The 14,465-nt window shown below is 64.9% G+C and carries 18 protein-coding genes; 8 read left to right on the top strand and 10 right to left on the bottom strand.

Going from position 1 to position 14,465, the window contains the following annotated elements:
- Window positions 1–198: 198 nt before the first annotated feature.
- Window positions 199–1,005: an undecaprenyl-diphosphate phosphatase gene (locus tag ACFE8X_RS15415; protein WP_375452374.1), complete on the bottom strand. Its 807-nt coding sequence runs from the start codon at window positions 1,003–1,005 to the stop codon at window positions 199–201.
- Between the two features lie 123 nt (window positions 1,006–1,128).
- Here ACFE8X_RS15415 and ACFE8X_RS15410 point away from each other — a divergent pair, with 123 nt between their 5' ends.
- From ACFE8X_RS15410 to ACFE8X_RS15395, 4 genes are read left to right on the top strand one after another with little or no spacing between them, the layout of a single operon-like run.
- Window positions 1,129–1,806: a glutathione S-transferase family protein gene (locus ACFE8X_RS15410; RefSeq protein WP_375452373.1), complete on the top strand. Its 678-nt coding sequence runs from the start codon at window positions 1,129–1,131 to the stop codon at window positions 1,804–1,806.
- A 15-nt stretch (window positions 1,807–1,821) separates the two neighbouring features.
- Window positions 1,822–2,958 carry a tRNA epoxyqueuosine(34) reductase QueG gene (gene queG, locus ACFE8X_RS15405; protein WP_375452372.1) on the top strand — a complete coding sequence of 379 codons (1,137 nt, stop codon included), beginning with the start codon at window positions 1,822–1,824 and terminating at the stop codon, window positions 2,956–2,958.
- The gene (locus ACFE8X_RS15400) at window positions 2,955–3,827 is read left to right on the top strand and encodes an NAD-dependent epimerase/dehydratase family protein (protein ID WP_375452371.1); all 873 of its coding nucleotides are present in this window, start codon (window positions 2,955–2,957) and stop codon (window positions 3,825–3,827) included. Before queG ends, ACFE8X_RS15400 begins: the two co-directional genes overlap by 4 nt.
- Window positions 3,824–4,477 (top strand): GNAT family N-acetyltransferase, encoded by a 654-nt coding sequence (locus ACFE8X_RS15395; RefSeq protein WP_375452370.1) that lies wholly within the window; start codon window positions 3,824–3,826, stop codon window positions 4,475–4,477. Before ACFE8X_RS15400 ends, ACFE8X_RS15395 begins: the two co-directional genes overlap by 4 nt.
- On the opposite strand, the gene ACFE8X_RS15390 is transcribed toward ACFE8X_RS15395, so the two are convergent.
- Both ACFE8X_RS15390 and ACFE8X_RS15385 read right to left on the bottom strand, forming a co-directional pair.
- Window positions 4,470–4,997: a hypothetical protein gene (locus tag ACFE8X_RS15390; protein ID WP_375452369.1), complete on the bottom strand. Its 528-nt coding sequence runs from the start codon at window positions 4,995–4,997 to the stop codon at window positions 4,470–4,472. The genes ACFE8X_RS15395 and ACFE8X_RS15390 overlap by 8 nt on opposite strands.
- A gap of 72 nt (window positions 4,998–5,069) precedes the next feature.
- Window positions 5,070–5,852, bottom strand: a complete 783-nt coding sequence (locus ACFE8X_RS15385; RefSeq protein WP_375452368.1) for an alpha/beta hydrolase — start codon at window positions 5,850–5,852, stop codon at window positions 5,070–5,072.
- 121 nt (window positions 5,853–5,973) lie between these two features.
- Between ACFE8X_RS15385 and infC the strand changes: the two genes are divergently transcribed.
- Window positions 5,974–6,510, top strand: coding sequence for a translation initiation factor IF-3 (gene infC / locus ACFE8X_RS15380; RefSeq protein WP_375452382.1), 537 nt, complete (start codon window positions 5,974–5,976; stop codon window positions 6,508–6,510).
- A gap of 68 nt (window positions 6,511–6,578) precedes the next feature.
- On the opposite strand, the gene ACFE8X_RS15375 is transcribed toward infC, so the two are convergent.
- Window positions 6,579–7,208: an NADPH-dependent F420 reductase gene (locus tag ACFE8X_RS15375; protein WP_375452367.1), complete on the bottom strand. Its 630-nt coding sequence runs from the start codon at window positions 7,206–7,208 to the stop codon at window positions 6,579–6,581.
- Window positions 7,209–7,311: 103 nt separating this feature from the next.
- Here ACFE8X_RS15375 and ACFE8X_RS15370 point away from each other — a divergent pair, with 103 nt between their 5' ends.
- Window positions 7,312–8,196 (top strand): LysR family transcriptional regulator, encoded by an 885-nt coding sequence (locus ACFE8X_RS15370; RefSeq protein ID WP_375452366.1) that lies wholly within the window; start codon window positions 7,312–7,314, stop codon window positions 8,194–8,196.
- Between the two features lie 31 nt (window positions 8,197–8,227).
- Here ACFE8X_RS15370 and ACFE8X_RS15365 read toward each other — a convergent pair whose 3' ends face one another.
- The 3 genes from ACFE8X_RS15365 to irrA form a co-directional block, all read right to left on the bottom strand.
- Window positions 8,228–9,130 carry a ribokinase gene (locus ACFE8X_RS15365; RefSeq protein ID WP_375452365.1) on the bottom strand — a complete coding sequence of 301 codons (903 nt, stop codon included), beginning with the start codon at window positions 9,128–9,130 and terminating at the stop codon, window positions 8,228–8,230.
- Window positions 9,131–9,151: 21 nt separating this feature from the next.
- Entirely contained in the window at window positions 9,152–9,988 is an 837-nt protein-coding gene (locus ACFE8X_RS15360; protein WP_375452364.1) for an arylamine N-acetyltransferase, read from the bottom strand.
- Window positions 9,989–10,130: 142 nt separating this feature from the next.
- Window positions 10,131–10,556: an iron response transcriptional regulator IrrA gene (irrA, locus tag ACFE8X_RS15355; protein WP_375452381.1), complete on the bottom strand. Its 426-nt coding sequence runs from the start codon at window positions 10,554–10,556 to the stop codon at window positions 10,131–10,133.
- 205 nt (window positions 10,557–10,761) lie between these two features.
- On the opposite strand from irrA, the gene fabA reads away from it, so the two are divergent.
- Window positions 10,762–11,268: a 3-hydroxyacyl-[acyl-carrier-protein] dehydratase FabA gene (fabA, locus tag ACFE8X_RS15350; RefSeq protein WP_375452363.1), complete on the top strand. Its 507-nt coding sequence runs from the start codon at window positions 10,762–10,764 to the stop codon at window positions 11,266–11,268.
- A gap of 102 nt (window positions 11,269–11,370) precedes the next feature.
- Window positions 11,371–12,597, top strand: coding sequence for a beta-ketoacyl-ACP synthase I (gene fabB, locus ACFE8X_RS15345; RefSeq protein WP_375452362.1), 1,227 nt, complete (start codon window positions 11,371–11,373; stop codon window positions 12,595–12,597).
- Window positions 12,598–12,608: 11 nt separating this feature from the next.
- Here fabB and moeB read toward each other — a convergent pair whose 3' ends face one another.
- The 3 genes from moeB to ACFE8X_RS15330 are packed head-to-tail and all read right to left on the bottom strand — an operon-like array spanning window position 12,609 to window position 14,405.
- Window positions 12,609–13,328, bottom strand: coding sequence for a molybdopterin-synthase adenylyltransferase MoeB (moeB, locus tag ACFE8X_RS15340; RefSeq protein WP_375452361.1), 720 nt, complete (start codon window positions 13,326–13,328; stop codon window positions 12,609–12,611).
- 4 nt (window positions 13,329–13,332) lie between these two features.
- Window positions 13,333–13,797: a dUTP diphosphatase gene (dut, locus tag ACFE8X_RS15335; RefSeq protein ID WP_375452360.1), complete on the bottom strand. Its 465-nt coding sequence runs from the start codon at window positions 13,795–13,797 to the stop codon at window positions 13,333–13,335.
- Entirely contained in the window at window positions 13,797–14,405 is a 609-nt protein-coding gene (locus tag ACFE8X_RS15330; RefSeq protein ID WP_375452359.1) for a hypothetical protein, read from the bottom strand. The genes dut and ACFE8X_RS15330 overlap by 1 nt, the downstream gene beginning before the upstream one ends.
- Between the last annotated feature and the right edge of the window lie 60 nt (window positions 14,406–14,465).

The raw sequence follows: 14,465 nt of genomic DNA, 5'->3' as shown, positions 1-14,465 counted from the left end.
ACTATTCCAGCGAGCCGAGAAGAATCCTTTCCAAGTCTAATGTAAACACTCCCCTGTCAGGGGGAGGTTGGGTGGGGGTATCCGATATTGGGGCTGGTAAACCCCCACCTTGATCCTCCCCCTGGAAGGGGGAGGTGTCGACTGCGAGGTTTTGGAAAGAGGGTTGGGTATCGGCGATGGCCTGCCCCACGAAAACGGTTATCTCCCGAACACCAGAATCGCCACCAGCCCGGCGCCGCCTACGATGATGCGCCACCAGGCGAAGGGGGCAAAGCCGTAGCTCGAGACGAAATTGAGCAGGTACTTGACCACGATCGCCCCGACGACGAAGGCGGCGGCAAAGCCGATGGCGATGTTGAGCCCCAGGCTCATGTCGATCAGCTCGCGGCTTTTATAGAGATCATAGCCGAAGGCGCCGATCATGATCGGCAGGGCGATAAAGAAGGTGAACTCCGCCGCCGCCCGCTTGCTCGCCCCCATCAGCATGGCGCCCACCACGGTCGAGCCCGAGCGCGATACCCCCGGCACGAGGCTGAGCATCTGGAACAGCCCCACCACCAGCGCCATCGGCCAGGTGAATTGGTAGATGTCGTCGTAGCGCTGCTTGAGCGGCAGCCGGTCGACGATCAGCAGGATAATACCCCCCACGACCAGCATGACGCAGATGACCAGCGGCGTCTCGTAGATCACCCCCTGGATGAAATCGCGCAGCAGCACCCCCGCGATGATCGCCGGGATCGAGGCCAGCACGACTGCGCCCGCGAAGCGCCAGGCATAGGCCTTGCCGCTCAGGGCATCTCCGATCAACTGGATCAGTTTGGCGAAATAAATGGTGATGATGGCCAGGATCGCCCCCAGCTGGATCAGTACGATAAACGTGGCCGGCTGGGTCAGGCCAAAGAAATGGCCGGCCAGCAACAGATGCCCGGTGGAGCTCACGGGCAGGAATTCGGTAAGCCCTTCCAGTATTCCCAGCACCAGAGGCACAAAAAGACCTTGATCCACGTTCAAATCATCCCCTAATTCAAGCTCTTGGCGCCAATTGGGCCCTGAGCCTTCTAGCGCTGTTCGCGATGGCCGCCAAGAAGCCACCAAGCCAGCCAGGCTTGCAACCAAAGAGCGTCTTCGATGCCCACCCTGCTGCACCATCCCCTCGATCCGTCCTCGCGCCTGGCCCGCCTGATCTGCGCCGAATACGGCGTGCCGCTGGACATGCAGGAGATCAAGCCTTGGCTGCGCGAACCGGGGCTGCTCGAAATCAATCCCGCCGCGACCCTGCCCATCATGATGGGTGAGCACGATGCGCCCGTGATCGGCCTGCTGGCAGTCATCCACGCGCTGGAGGAACAATATACCCCCAGCATCGTCGAAGGCCTGGTGCCCACCCATGCGCCGGCCCGTGCAGAGATGTGGCGGCTGCTGGAATGGGTGATCTTCAAGCTCAACGACGAGGTCACGCGCTATGTGCTCGAGGAAAAGATCGTCAAGCGCGACCAGCGCGGCGCCACCCCCGAGCCCTCGGTGCTGCGCGTCGCCAAGGCCAATCTGAACGAGCACATGCTCTACTTCAACTGGTTGTTCGCCACCCGTCAGTGGCTGGCCGGCAATACGCTGACCCTGGCCGATTTCGCCCTGGCCGCGCATCTGTCCACGCTCGATTATCTGGGCGATATCGATTGGGGCCGCGCCGGGGAAACCCGCGACTGGTATTCCCGCATCAAATCGCGCCCGGCCTTTCGCACCCTGCTCAACGATCGCGTCGTCGCCATGCCGCCCCACACCGGCTATGCCGACCTGGATTTTTGAGCATCTGGTGATGAATTGACGGCGTCGCCATTATCCACCGACAAGCTTGTCGCCGAACTGCGCATCCGCGCCGCGGCGCTCGGGTTCGACAGCTTCGGCATCGCGGCGGCGGGCGCGCGTCCGGATCTGCCGGCCAAGCTCAACGCCGCGCTCGCTGCCGGATGGCATGGCGACATGGACTGGATGGCGCAGACCGCCGAGCGGCGCGGCAGCCCCAAGGCGCTGTGGCCGGAAGCGCGCTCGATCATCCTGCTGGGTGTCAATTATGGGCCGGAGAGCGATCCGCTGGCGGTGCTGGGCGAACGCGATCGTGGCGCGATTTCGGTTTATGCCCGCAATCGCGACTACCACGAGATCATCAAGGGCAAGCTCAAGGAATTGGCCGGCCTGCTGTCGCGCCGCTCGGGCGCTGCGGTCAAGGTGTTCGTCGATACCGCCCCGGTCATGGAAAAGCCCTTGGCAGAGGCCGCCGGCCTGGGCTGGCAGGGCAAGCACACGGTGCTGGTGAGCCGCGAGTTCGGCTCCTGGCTGTTCCTGGGGGCAATCTTTACCGCGGCCGAACTGCCCCCGAGCACGCCCCATGGCGAAAGCTGCGGCTCCTGCACGCGCTGCCTCGATATCTGCCCCACCAAGGCCTTTCCCGCCCCGTTCCAGCTCGATGCGCGAAAGTGCCTGGCCTATCTCAATATCGAACACCAGGGCCCCATTCCGCACCAATTCCGCGCTGCCATGGGCAATCGCATCTATGGCTGTGACGATTGCCTGGCGGTCTGTCCGTGGAACAAGTTCGCCAGCGTCAGCCGGGAGGCTAGGCTGCGGGCCCGTGCCGACCTGGAACGCCCGGCGCTGGCCGATCTGGCCCGTCTCGACGACGGTGGTTTTCGCCAGCTCTTTGCGGCATCCCCCATCAAACGCATCGGCCATGCCCGGTTCCTGCGCAATGTGTTGATCGCCATCGGCAATAGCGGCGATGCGGAACTGGCAGGCCTTGCCGAAAGCCGGCTCGAAGCCGAAAGCGCCCTGGTGCGCGGCGCGGCCGTCTGGGCCCTGCGGCGCCTGGCGCCCCACCGCGCTGCCGCACGAAGGCTTGCGTGTCTTGCCCAGGAAAGCGACAACACGGTCTTGCTCGAATGGAGCGCGGACCTGCAATGACGGTATTCTTTTTCGGCATGGGCTATTCGTCCCAGGCGGCGGCGCGCGCCATCTTTGCCGGCGATCCATCGGCCGTCATTGCCGGAACCTCGCGCACGCCCGAAGGCGCCGCTGCTTTGACCCGCCACGATATTTCGGCCCATGTCTTTGACGGCACCGCGCCGGGACATACGCTGGGCATCGATCTGCGCAATGCCACCCAGGTCGTGCTGTCCATCGCGCCCGATGCTGTGGGCGATCCCGCCCTGGTTCAACACCGCGCCGACCTCGACGCCGCGACCAACCTGTCCTGGCTCTGCTATTATTCCACCATCGGCGTCTATGGCGATTTCGGTGGCGCCTGGATCGACGAGACGGCGCCCCTGGTGCCGCGCAACGCCCGGTCCGACCGCCGCGTCGTGGCCGAACAGGCCTGGCGCGACTATGCCGCCGAGCGCGGCGTTCCCCTGGCCATTTTGCGCCTGGCGGGGATTTACGGGCCTCGCCGCTCCGCCTTCGACAAGCTCGCCGATGCCACCGCGCGCCGCATCGACAAGCCCGGCCAGGTGTTCAACCGCATCCATGTCGCCGATATCGGCCGCGTCACCGCACTGGCTGCCGCTGCGCGCCTGGACGGCATCTTCAACCTGGCCGATGATGAGCCGGCCCCGCCCCAGGACGTGATTGCCCATGCCGCCGGCCTGCAGGGCGTACCGCTGCCGCCCGAGCTGGCGTTCGAGACGGCCGATCTCACGCCCATGCAGCGCTCGTTTTATGCCGATAACAAGCGCGTCTCCAATGCCCGCATCAAGAGCGCGCTGGGCATCGATCTGTTGTATCCAACCTATCGCGACGGGCTGGCCGCAATTGCCCGGGAGCAGCGCCCATGACGGCGCCGCAACCTGCCAGATCGGCGCCCCAGCCCGTCGTGCTGGACGGGCACTATGCGCGGCTGGAGCCGATCGGGCCGCAACACGCCGCCGATCTTTTTGCCGCCTCGGTGCCCGAACGCTATCGCTGGCTGTTCAGCCATGCCCCCCAAAGCATCGGCGAACTGCAGGCGCGGATCGCGGCGGACGCGGCGGGACCCAACCGCTATGTCGCGGTGATCGACAAGACGACGGGCCGGGCGGAGGGCCAGCAGGCCTGGATGCGCATCTTTCCCGAACATGCCTCGATCGAAATTGGCGGGGTCTATTGGGGCCCCGCAATTGCCCGCACCCGTGTGGCGAGCGAAGCGTTGTTCCTCTTTGCCCGCCACGCTTTCGATGATTTGGGCTATCGGCGCTTCGAGTGGAAATGCAACAATCGCAACGCGCCCTCCAAGGCCGCCGCCTTACGCTTCGGCTTCCAGTTCGAGGGGGTGTTCCGCCAGGACCTCATCATCAAGGGCGAAAGCCGCGACACCGCCTGGTTCTCGATCATCGACGGCGAGTGGCCGGCTTTGCGAGCCGAATATGAGCGCTGGCTGAGCCCGGATAATTTTGACGCCGATGGGCTGCAGAGGACCAGGCTCGACGCGGGCTCCCGCCCTACCTGAACGTCAGCGGCGCGGCCGCTGCATAGGCGGTGTCGGCCAGGCGATCCACCCTGGCCTGGTCCTTGCCATAGACCTTGACCACCAGTTGCTGGCCATCGCTCCACAATTGATAGCTTGTCGAATAGTCGCCTGCCGCCGTGAGCGCGCGCGTCTTGAAGCCCACTGCCGACGCAAAGTCCACCGCCTCGGTGCCATAATAGGCCGCACCATGGCCCATCTGCTTGGCATTGGCCTGACCGATATCGGTGTAGGTCTGCGCGCTCGTCTGGCCCGAGCGCACCCGCTCGCCCGTACCGTCGTCGGCAACGGTCTGCACCTGCAGCATCAAATTGCCATCGCAGGACGTACACAGCCCGATATAGGAGCCCTCCCGCACGCCGGCGATCCAGTCGGGTGCCGCAACCCCCTTGATGCGCAGGCTCGACCAGTCCGGCGCCAGGAACTCCGCCGCGGCGGGCAGGGGAGCCAATGCGGCAAGGGCGGCGAATGCGGCGGCAAGCTGAGTCATACGTTTGGTCATGAATGTTCCAGATCTGTGTGTGGTCGGGGCAAGACAATAAGCGGGCAATGGCGGCCTTCCTGTGTTCGGGCTTCAAGTCGGCTGGCCTTCCACCAGCCCCAGCACTGCCGCTCGCAGCTTCACCAGATCGTCCGGTCGGCTGAGGCGATGGTCGCCATCGGGGATCAGCGTCAAGGTGACCGGATCGTGCAGGATATGCGTCACCAGCCGGATCGCCGCTGCCTGGGGCACGTCGACATCCTTGCCCCCTTGCAGGATCACCACCGGGCATCCCGTTTCGATGACGCCGCCGAACAGCAGATGGTTCGCCCCATCTTCGATCAGCGCGCGCGTGATGCGGTATGGTGTGCTGGAATAGTACGATGGCCGGTCGACATGGCCCAGGCTCTGCAGGGCGTCGCGCTGGTCGGGGGTAAAGCCTGCCAGCATCAGCTCGTGGGTCATATCCACGCCCGGCGCGATCAGCACCAGCCCCTGGGCGCGCTGTGTGCCCGTCGCCAGCATCGCCTTGACCAAAAGCAGCGCGATCCAGCCACCCATCGAGGAGCCCACGATCACCTGCGGCCCGCTGGTGCCGGCAAAGACCGCCTGCGCTTCCTCCAGCCACCGGCTGATGGTGCCCGCATCGAAATCTCCACCCGACAGGCCATGCCCCGAATAGTCGAACCGGGTCACCGCCAGCCCCTTTTCGGCCCCCAGTGCATCGAGCGCCATGGCCTTGGCGCCGACCATGTCGGAGCGGAACCCGCCCAGCCAGAACAGTCCCGGCGCGGATCCGGCGCGCGCCTGGATGGCGATCGATCGCGCCGCCGGGCCGTTTCCCACCTGCAGGGTTCGCCGTTCGATATCGGGCATGGGTCCCTCCAACTGTTTCGGGCGGAATTTTGTCGGTGTTTGCCTGTTGACTTATGCCCGCGCTAACACGATTTTATGGCCTCTTTCACCATTTGCTTTGTCGATACAAGGAACGTTTGCCATTCGTCGTCCCATGAGACCAGTTGCGCCCCAGAAAGATGGGCCGCCCTCGAACGAAGATATCACCAGCCCCGATGTCCAGCTCATCGATGCTGAAGGCGAGAACCGGGGGATCGTCAATACCCGGGCTGCGCTCGCCGAGGCCCAGGAACAGGGTCTCGATCTGGTTTTGATCTCTCCCAATGCCGTGCCGCCGGTCGCCAAGATGCTCGACCTCGGCCGCTTCAAATATGCCGCGCAGAAAAAAGCTGCCGAGGCACGCAAGAAGCAGAAGGTGATCGAGGTCAAGGAAGTCCAGCTCCGTCCTAATATTGATACCCACGATTACGAGACCAAGATGAAGGCCGTCGAGCGCTTTCTCGACGATGGCGATCGCGTCAAGGTCACCATGCGCTTCCGTGGCCGCGAAATGGCCCACCAGGATTTGGGCATGCAGCTGCTGGTCAAGGTCAAGGAACAGATGGACCCCATTGCCAAGGTCGAGTCCCAGCCGCGCTCCGAGGGCCGCCAGATGGTCATGGTGCTGGCGCCCAAATAATCGCCGTTGACTGGAATGGAAAAGGCAGGCCGCGGGGCCTGCCTTGTTGTTTGCGCCAGGCGCATCGCTCAACTGGCCACCGTGGTCCAGACCGGGGCGATGTCCGTGCCCCGGCCGAACCTGAAGGCCAGGCGGATGCCGAGCATGGCGAGCGGCTCGAGCAGGCGCGCGCCATCGAGCCCCCCGGTGCGTTCCACCGCAAAGCCCGACAGCGTCACCAAAGCCGCGACGGCCTCTACCGCGCCCTCGTCATCGCCGGCGAGATATACCGGCACGCGCGCCGTCTGCTCGGCGGGCAGGTCGAGCAGGCTGGCAAAGATGGTGTTGTAGCCCTTGACGACCAGCGCTTCAGGCGCCGTCGCCTGCAATTGCTCCGCTGCCGAACTGGTGTGGCCGACGCTGAGGCCGGACAGATCGCTGTTGAGCGGATTGACGATATCAAGCAGGATTTTGCCCTTGAGGGCGCGATTGGCACCCGCTTCCAGCGCCGCGGCAAACGGCATTGCCAAAATCACCACATCGGCCTTGGCGATGGCGGCATCCTGGTCGAGCACCGTGACGCCGGGGGGCAGGGTGGCGGCAAAGGCCGTGGCGGTGGCGCCGTCGCGGCCGGCAAGAATCAGGTCGGTCTTGCCCGCAAAGCGCTTGGCCAGCGCCTTGCCCATGCTGCCCAGGCCGATGATGGCGAGTATGGTCATTTGAGGTCTCCTTGGTGCGATAGTGGATGACCCCAAGATGAGCCGTCCTCATTGCCAAGAAAATTGCATGGATTGTGCGATCTTAATTGCATAGAAGTATCGAATGACCGATCTCGAAGCGCTGGGCACCTTTGCTGCCGTCGTGCGCAGCGGCAGTTTCACCGCCGCTGCCCGCCAGCTCAACGTATCGCCCGCCATGGTCGGCCGCCGTATCCAGGCATTGGAGCAGCGCCACGGCATCAAGCTGATCGAGCGCACCACCCGCAGCCAGCGCCTGACCGAGCTCGGCCATGAATTCCTGGCGCGGAGCGATGCCGTGATCCTGGCCGCCCAGGCGCTGGACGAGATCACCCAGACCGGCCCGCTCAGCGGTCGCGTCCGCCTCAGCGCCCCGGCGACCTTGGGCACGCGGCGGCTGCCCTCGGCCATGGCGCAGTTTACCGCCGCCCATCCGGGCATTGTTCTGGAAATGAGCCTAAGTGATCGGCGCGTGGACCTGGTGGCCGAAGGCTATGACGTGGCGGTGCGCGTCGGCGTCCTGCCGCCCTCGAGCCTGATGGCACGACGGATCGGCACCTATCGCTTCGCCTGTTGCGCCGCGCCCGCTTTCCTGGCGCGCCACGGCACGCCGCGCCATCCAAGCGAGCTCGAGCGTGCGCGGTGCCTGCTCAATCTGAACCTGCGGCCGCGCAATCGCTGGATTTTTCACGACGCCGACGACGTGCCGCTGACCGTCGAGGTGGGTGGCGGCATCGAGATCGACAATGGCGAGGCCCAGCGCGCCATGGCTGTCGACGGCGCCGGCATCGTCTATCTGCCGCGTGACCTGGTGGCGCCCGATCTGGAGCGGGGCGCACTGGTCGAAATCCTGACCGCGTGGTCGCTGCCCACAAGGCCGGTCTATGCCGTGCATCCCTCGCGCCATCTAGTGCCGCGCCGGGTTACCGCCTTGATCGACGCGCTGGCGGACGCGTTTCGCGGCAGCTAGGGCAAAGCGATAGAACAGAGGTTCTGCCGCCTCAGCCCAGCCAGCCCTGGGCCGTATCGACCTCGGCAGCAAGGGGAATTGCCGGTTGTGCGCCGGGCTTGAGGCAGGCCAGGCTTGCCGCCACTGCCGCCCGCTTCATCGCCGCCTTGAGGTCCAGCCCGGCGTCCAGCCCGGCCGCCAGGTAGCCGCAGAACGTATCGCCGGCGCCCACCGTATCGATCGGCGTGATCGGCAGCGCCGGCACGCGGATCGTTTCGGATTGCGTCGCGGCCCGCGCCCCGTCCCCGCCCAAGGTGACGATGACGGTCTGCTCGTGCCGGGTCGCCCAATCGCGCATCGCCGCATCGAGGTCGTCGATCCCACGCCCGCTGAGCAGGGCGAACTCGGTTTCGTTCGCCACCAGGATCGAGGCCTTGTGGGCCAGGTTTGGCGTCGTATCGAGATAGGGGGCGGTATTGAGAATGGTGACCAGGCCACGCTCCCGAGCCAGGTCCAGCGCCCGCTCCGTGGCGGCCTGCGCAATCTCCTGCTGCAGCATCACCACGCTCCCCTTGGGCAAGGTGTCGAGCGCCTGCTCCGCATCCTGGGCCGTGACCGTGCCATTGGCGCCCGGCAGCACGGCAATGCAGTTCTCGCCCCTGGCATCCACGAAGATCATGGCCACGGCGGTGGCCCCCGGTGAAACCTTGAGGCCCGAAAGATCCACCCCGCCGGCGCGCAGCAGCGCCAGCGCACCGTCGGCAAAGGCATCGTCGCCCACCGCCGAGACATGGCGTACCTCCGATCCCGCCCGTCGCGCCGCCAAGGCCTGGTTGGACCCCTTGCCGCCCGGCGCAGTGGCAAAGACACCGCCCAGAACGGTCTCGCCGGGCTGGGGCAGGCGTGGCACAGTCCCGATCTGGTCGAGACCCGTTGAGCCGAAAACAGTAATCATCTGGTCGCTTTCAAAACCGAGTTATCCATCCTGCCTGGGCGCATGGTCGAGCACGCGTTCCAGCGCCGGATCGAGCAGGGCTGCATCGGGCAGGTCGATGCCGAAGATGGTGACCAGCGTTTCGCGCAATGCCGCGACGGTTTCGAGCCTGCGCACGACCGGCGCCTCGTCCTTGTTGCGCACCGTCAGCCGGTTGCCCGCCAGCGTGATCCGCTGCCCGCCGGGCGACAAGGCGACCCCGAGTTCCCGGGTGAACTTGGACGACGGATCGCCGGACACCAAAGCATTGGCCGCCGCGTAATCGGCATCCTGCTGTTCATCGAGCGTGAACACGTAAAGGGCTTGCCAATCCTCGTCGAGCTTGACTTCCAATTGCCAGTCGGGCGCCCCCCCGGTCAGCCGGAAAGTTTCGTGCGGCGTTGCCTGCTCGATATCGGCGCGCAGCTTGAGCGGCGCGGTCAGGCTGAGGCCACCAAAGCCGACATCGGCCAGATACGTGGTGCCACCGATATCGACCGCCAGCACCATGTGCGTTGCCGGCCGTGCGATCGCCTCGGGGTCCATCCGGACCACCCGTGCCGCAAGGCCCCGTACCGAAAAATCCAGCTCCCGCAAGACGCTCATCAACAACGTGTTGTGCTCAAAGCAATAGCCCCCGCGCCGCCCGGCCAGCAATTTGCGCTCGAGGCTGTCCTGGTCCAGCCGCACCGGCAGGCCGAGCAGCGGATCGAGATTTTCGAAGGGAATGGTTGCCGGATGCAGCGCATGCAGCAGTTCCAGTGTCGGCAAGGTCGCCGCGATCGAGCCGGCAAAACCGATCCGCTCGAAATAAGCGTTGAGATTGACCTTCCGACTCATCGACAACCTTTGCCGCTTCTGGCGTGTGGCGCGCAATATGGTGCAAGGCGAAGGGCTTTGTCACCGTCCGACGCGCATTTGGGACGTTAAACGGGACGGCAGGCGGCCTGTTGGCTTGATCCACCTGCGGCAGGCCAGGCGCTCACCCCTGCTGCCGGCGCACCCGGATCACCACGTCGACATGGCTCATCACCATCCCCTGGGGCACTTCGGGCAGCGCCTTGAATTCGACGGCCGTGGCCGGGATGTCGATCATCCGCTGTTCGTCTTCGACGTAAAAATGATGATGATCGGAGGTATCGGTATCGAAGTAGGAGCGCGAGGCATCCACGGCCACTTCGCGCAACAGGCCCGCTTCGTGAAACTGATGCAGCGTATTGTAGATCGTGGCTAGCGAGACATTGACGCTGGCCTGGTTGGCTTCGCCATGCAACTGCTCGGCGCTGACATGGCGGTGCGGGCCCCCGAACAGCAGCTCGGCCAGCGCCACGCGCTGGCGGGTCGGGCGCAGGCCGGCCATGCGCAACACCGCTGTCAGGCAGGGCTTGCGCGAAGGCAGGGACCGCATGGTCTGGTTACGATCTGGCATTGGGTCCTTTGGTGCACGAAAAGGGCCGGAAACAAGCCTTCCTTATAGTCACCGGTCACGCCGTGTACAAGCGGCGCGCTGCCGCATTGCGCCGCCCCTGGCGCGCGGCGCCTCTAGCCGGCGTTACTTGACCCCCCGGTGTGGCCCCTCTACTAGGATCGCCAAGGTTAATCGGGAGCTTTGGATGGCGGATCGCGCGAACGCATTCGGGTATGAAGAACTGCTGGCCCATGGTCGCGGCGAATTGCCGGGCCAGATGGATGCTCGCCTGCCCGCGCCCCCCATGCTGATGTTCGATCGGATCACCAGCATTGCGGCCGATGGCGGCGCCTATGGCAAGGGCTATGTGGTTGCCGAACTCGATCTGCATCCCGACCTGTGGTTCTTCAACTGCCACTTCATCGGCGATCCGGTGATGCCGGGATGCCTGGGGCTCGATGCGCTCTGGCAAATGACGGGCTTCTTTCTGGGCTGGTCGGGCTCGCGCGGCCGCGGTCGCGCCCTCGGTGGCGAGATCAAGTTCACCGGCCAGGCGACCATCGACAAAAAGCTTCTGGAATACCGCATCGACATCAAGCGGCATATGCGTTCGCCCCTGCCCTTCGGCATCGCCACGGGCACCGTCAAGGCGGATGGCGAGGTCATCTATGTCGCCGAAAATCTCCGGGTCGGGCTTATTCCTGTCGCATGAATATACAAAAGCACCTGCTAAGGGGTGCAATGACCAAATTCGTTACAAGATAATAAGAGACGCCTGCCAAGGCGCCCGACAAAGCGACGGAGCTAGGCCAAGATGAGACGTGTCGTCGTCACCGGCATGGGTATTGTGTCCTCGATCGGCAATTCGCTGGCCGAGGTCACCGAAAGCCTGCGGACCGCCAAACCCGGCATCATCTTCGCCCAGGACTATGCCGACCTGGGCTTCCGCAGCCAGGTCAAGGGCGACCCGCGGCTCGATCCATTCGCGATTCTCGATCGCCGCGTCACCCGCTTCATGGGGCGTGGCGCCGCCTGGAACTACCTCGCCATGCAGCAGGCCATCGCCGATGCGGGCCTTGAGCCAAGCGACATTTCCGATCCCATGACCGGCATCGTCATGGGATCGGGCGGCACCTCGACCCGCACCATTGTCGAGGCCGCCGACGTCACTCGCGAAAAGCTGTCGCCCAAGCGTATTGGCCCCCTGGCCGTGCCCAAGGCCATGGGCTCGACCGCATCGGCCACGCTCGCCACCGCCTTCGGGATCAAGGGCGTCAACTATTCCATCACCGCCGCTTGTGCCACGTCCAAGCATTGCATCGGCAATGGCATGGAACAGATCATGCTGGGCAAGCAGGATATCGTTTTTGCCGGTGGCCATGAGGACCTGGACTGGACCTTGTCGAACCTGTTCGACGCCATGGGCGCCATGAGCTCCACTTTTAACGACACGCCGGAAAAGGCCTCGCGCTGCTACGATGTCAACCGCGACGGCTTTGTCATTTCGGGGGGCGCCGGCGTGCTGGTGCTGGAAGAATTCGAGCATGCCAAGGCGCGCGGCGCCACCATCCATGCCGAGTTGATCGGCTATGGCGCCACCTCCGACGGGCTCGACATGGTCGCTCCCTCGGGCGAAGGGGCCGAGCGCTGCATGCGCATGGCGCTCAGGAATGTCCGCGACAAGGTCGACTACATCAATCCCCACGCCACCTCGACCCCGGTGGGTGACGCCAAGGAAATGGAAGCCATTCGCGCCATTTTCGGCAATGAGGACAAGTGCCCCCCCATTTCCGGGACCAAGTCGCTGACCGGTCATTCCCAGGGCGCCACCGGCGTGCACGAGGCGATCTATTCCATCCTGATGATGCGCCAGCGCTTCATCTGCGAAAGCGCCAATATCGAGGACCTCGATCCTGCCTTTGCCGACATGCCCATCCTGCGCCAGCGCCGCGACGATGCCGATCTGGGCGTGGTGCTGTCCAATTCCTTCGGCTTTGGCGGCACCAATGCGGCCCTGGTGTTCAAGCACCCGGATGCCTGAGCGGATCTCTCTTAGTAATTGAATTCGGAAAACCGCGCGGCCTTGCCGTTATAGACCAGCACCCGCCCGATCAGCGGCTCGCCGATGGCGCAGATCAGCTTGATGGCCTCCATGGCCATCAGCGTGCCGATCACCCCGGTCAGTGGCCCCAGCACGCCATTGGCTTCGCATGAGGGCAGATCGCCGTCCTCTGCCTCGGGCGGATACAGCGCCTCAAAGCGCGGCCCGCCCAGATGGGGCGCAAAAATCGTCAATTGCCCATCGAACATGGTGACCGCCCCGGCGACCAGCGGTTTTGCCAACGCTGCGCACGCCGCCGCCACCACGCGCCTCGTGGCCAGACTGTCCGAGCCGTCCAGCACCAGGTGATACTCGGCGATTAATGCCTTGGCCGTGTCGGCATCGACGCGCGCGGTGTGGGCGATCACCGCCACATGGGGGTTGAGCGCCGTGGCGAAACCCGCCGCGCTTTGTGCCTTGTTGAGGCCGATGCCGGCCGTGCTATGTACGATCTGACGCTGCAGATTGGACACCGCCACCGCGTCATTGTCGGCAATGCCCAGCGTTCCAACGCCCGCTGCCGCCAGATAGGCGATCCCCGGACTGCCCAGCCCGCCCGCGCCGATGACCAGAACCTTGGCCTGCGCCAAAGCCTGTTGCCCGCCCCCGCCCATGCCCTTGAGCACCAGGTGGCGCGCATAGCGCCGGCTTTCCTGCGCACTGAACGCCATGCCGCTACGCCGCGCCCGTCGAGCCGAACCCGCCAGCCCCGCGCAGGGTCTCGTCCAACGTTTCCTGCAGCCTGAAGACGGGGGCGCTGACCGGGGCCACCACCAGCTGCGCAATGCGCTCGCCCCGCCGCACCACGAAGTCCTCATTGCCCAGATTGATCAGGATCACCTTGATCTCGCCGCGATAATCCGCGTCGATCGTGCCGGGCGCGTTGAGCACCGTCACCCCATGCCGGGCTGCCAGTCCCGAGCGCGGCCGAACCTGCGCCTCGTAGCCCTGCGGCAGCGCCATGCAGAACCCGCAGGGGATCATCGCGCGCTGGCCCGGCGCCAGCACCACGGCGTCTCCGTCCCCCAGGGCCGCGGCCAGGTCGGCACCCGCAGCGCTCACGCTTTGTGGCGCGGGCAGCGGGAGCCCATGCCCATGCGCGAGCCAGACCAGGCCGATCGAAACGCCGTTGCCGACCATTATTGTACCCGCACCACGGCATAAAGTTCGTCGGGCAGGGCCACCGTGCCGTTGATCAGATCGAGAAAGGGAATGACCTGTTCGGCCGCTGTCCGGTCGGGCGACAGCGCCATATTGGTGTCGGTGACCTCACGGCCCGAAAAGCGCAGCGTGATGGCATGGCCGGTAAAGATCGCCTCGATCATTTGCCGTGTCTCTTCGTCCATGGCGTCATCGACCCCGATTTCCCCTTTCATCTCCACGGTGGGAAGCGCCACGCGCACCAGCCCCGGTCCAGCCGGGGTAAAGGTCACGGTCTTTTTCTCATTGCCCAGGGTCAGCTCGGCAAAAGGGCCGTTCTCGATGATGACGCAGGTGGCGCTGCCATCGGCATTTTCGGTCAGTGTGCCGGTGGCGCAAAACTCGCCGTCCGCAGCCGTATCGCTTTTGGCTTCGGCGGCATTGGTCTTGATCATGGCATAAAAATCGGCGCCCATCTCCTGCGTCATCACCGCCCTGGCGGTGGTTGGGCTGGTCACGGCAATGTCCACCTTGGCGTCAAGACACCCGGCAAGCCCGGCAGCCAGCACGAGAATGCCGGCCAGCCGGCCGGCAGATTGCAAACCCATTCCACGCCTCCGCGATCGGCCCCATGCCATCGGCCACGCCCGGCGCGCAATCTAGGAGCA

Origin of the sequence: uncultured Devosia sp. (assembly GCF_964244875.1) — a bacterium.
Lineage (GTDB): Bacteria > Pseudomonadota > Alphaproteobacteria > Rhizobiales > Devosiaceae > Devosia.
Note: the sequence above shows the minus strand (reverse complement) of the source record. Positions and strands in the feature narration are given on the sequence as shown.

Coding starts and splice junctions, on each gene's coding strand:
- ACFE8X_RS15330 (WP_375452359.1), bottom strand. CDS start 14,405: ATGGGTTTGCAATCTGCCGGCCGGCTGGCCGGCATTCTCGTGCTGGCT.
- ACFE8X_RS15360 (WP_375452364.1), bottom strand. CDS start 9,988: ATGAGTCGGAAGGTCAATCTCAACGCTTATTTCGAGCGGATCGGTTTT.
- ACFE8X_RS15395 (WP_375452370.1), top strand. CDS start 3,824: ATGACGGCGCCGCAACCTGCCAGATCGGCGCCCCAGCCCGTCGTGCTG.
- irrA (WP_375452381.1), bottom strand. CDS start 10,556: ATGCGGTCCCTGCCTTCGCGCAAGCCCTGCCTGACAGCGGTGTTGCGC.
- ACFE8X_RS15410 (WP_375452373.1), top strand. CDS start 1,129: ATGCCCACCCTGCTGCACCATCCCCTCGATCCGTCCTCGCGCCTGGCC.
- ACFE8X_RS15390 (WP_375452369.1), bottom strand. CDS start 4,997: ATGACCAAACGTATGACTCAGCTTGCCGCCGCATTCGCCGCCCTTGCC.
- ACFE8X_RS15385 (WP_375452368.1), bottom strand. CDS start 5,852: ATGCCCGATATCGAACGGCGAACCCTGCAGGTGGGAAACGGCCCGGCG.
- fabB (WP_375452362.1), top strand. CDS start 11,371: ATGAGACGTGTCGTCGTCACCGGCATGGGTATTGTGTCCTCGATCGGC.
- moeB (WP_375452361.1), bottom strand. CDS start 13,328: ATGGCGTTCAGTGCGCAGGAAAGCCGGCGCTATGCGCGCCACCTGGTG.
- ACFE8X_RS15370 (WP_375452366.1), top strand. CDS start 7,312: ATGACCGATCTCGAAGCGCTGGGCACCTTTGCTGCCGTCGTGCGCAGC.
- ACFE8X_RS15400 (WP_375452371.1), top strand. CDS start 2,955: ATGACGGTATTCTTTTTCGGCATGGGCTATTCGTCCCAGGCGGCGGCG.
- fabA (WP_375452363.1), top strand. CDS start 10,762: ATGGCGGATCGCGCGAACGCATTCGGGTATGAAGAACTGCTGGCCCAT.
- ACFE8X_RS15375 (WP_375452367.1), bottom strand. CDS start 7,208: ATGACCATACTCGCCATCATCGGCCTGGGCAGCATGGGCAAGGCGCTG.
- dut (WP_375452360.1), bottom strand. CDS start 13,797: ATGGTCGGCAACGGCGTTTCGATCGGCCTGGTCTGGCTCGCGCATGGG.
- ACFE8X_RS15365 (WP_375452365.1), bottom strand. CDS start 9,130: ATGATTACTGTTTTCGGCTCAACGGGTCTCGACCAGATCGGGACTGTG.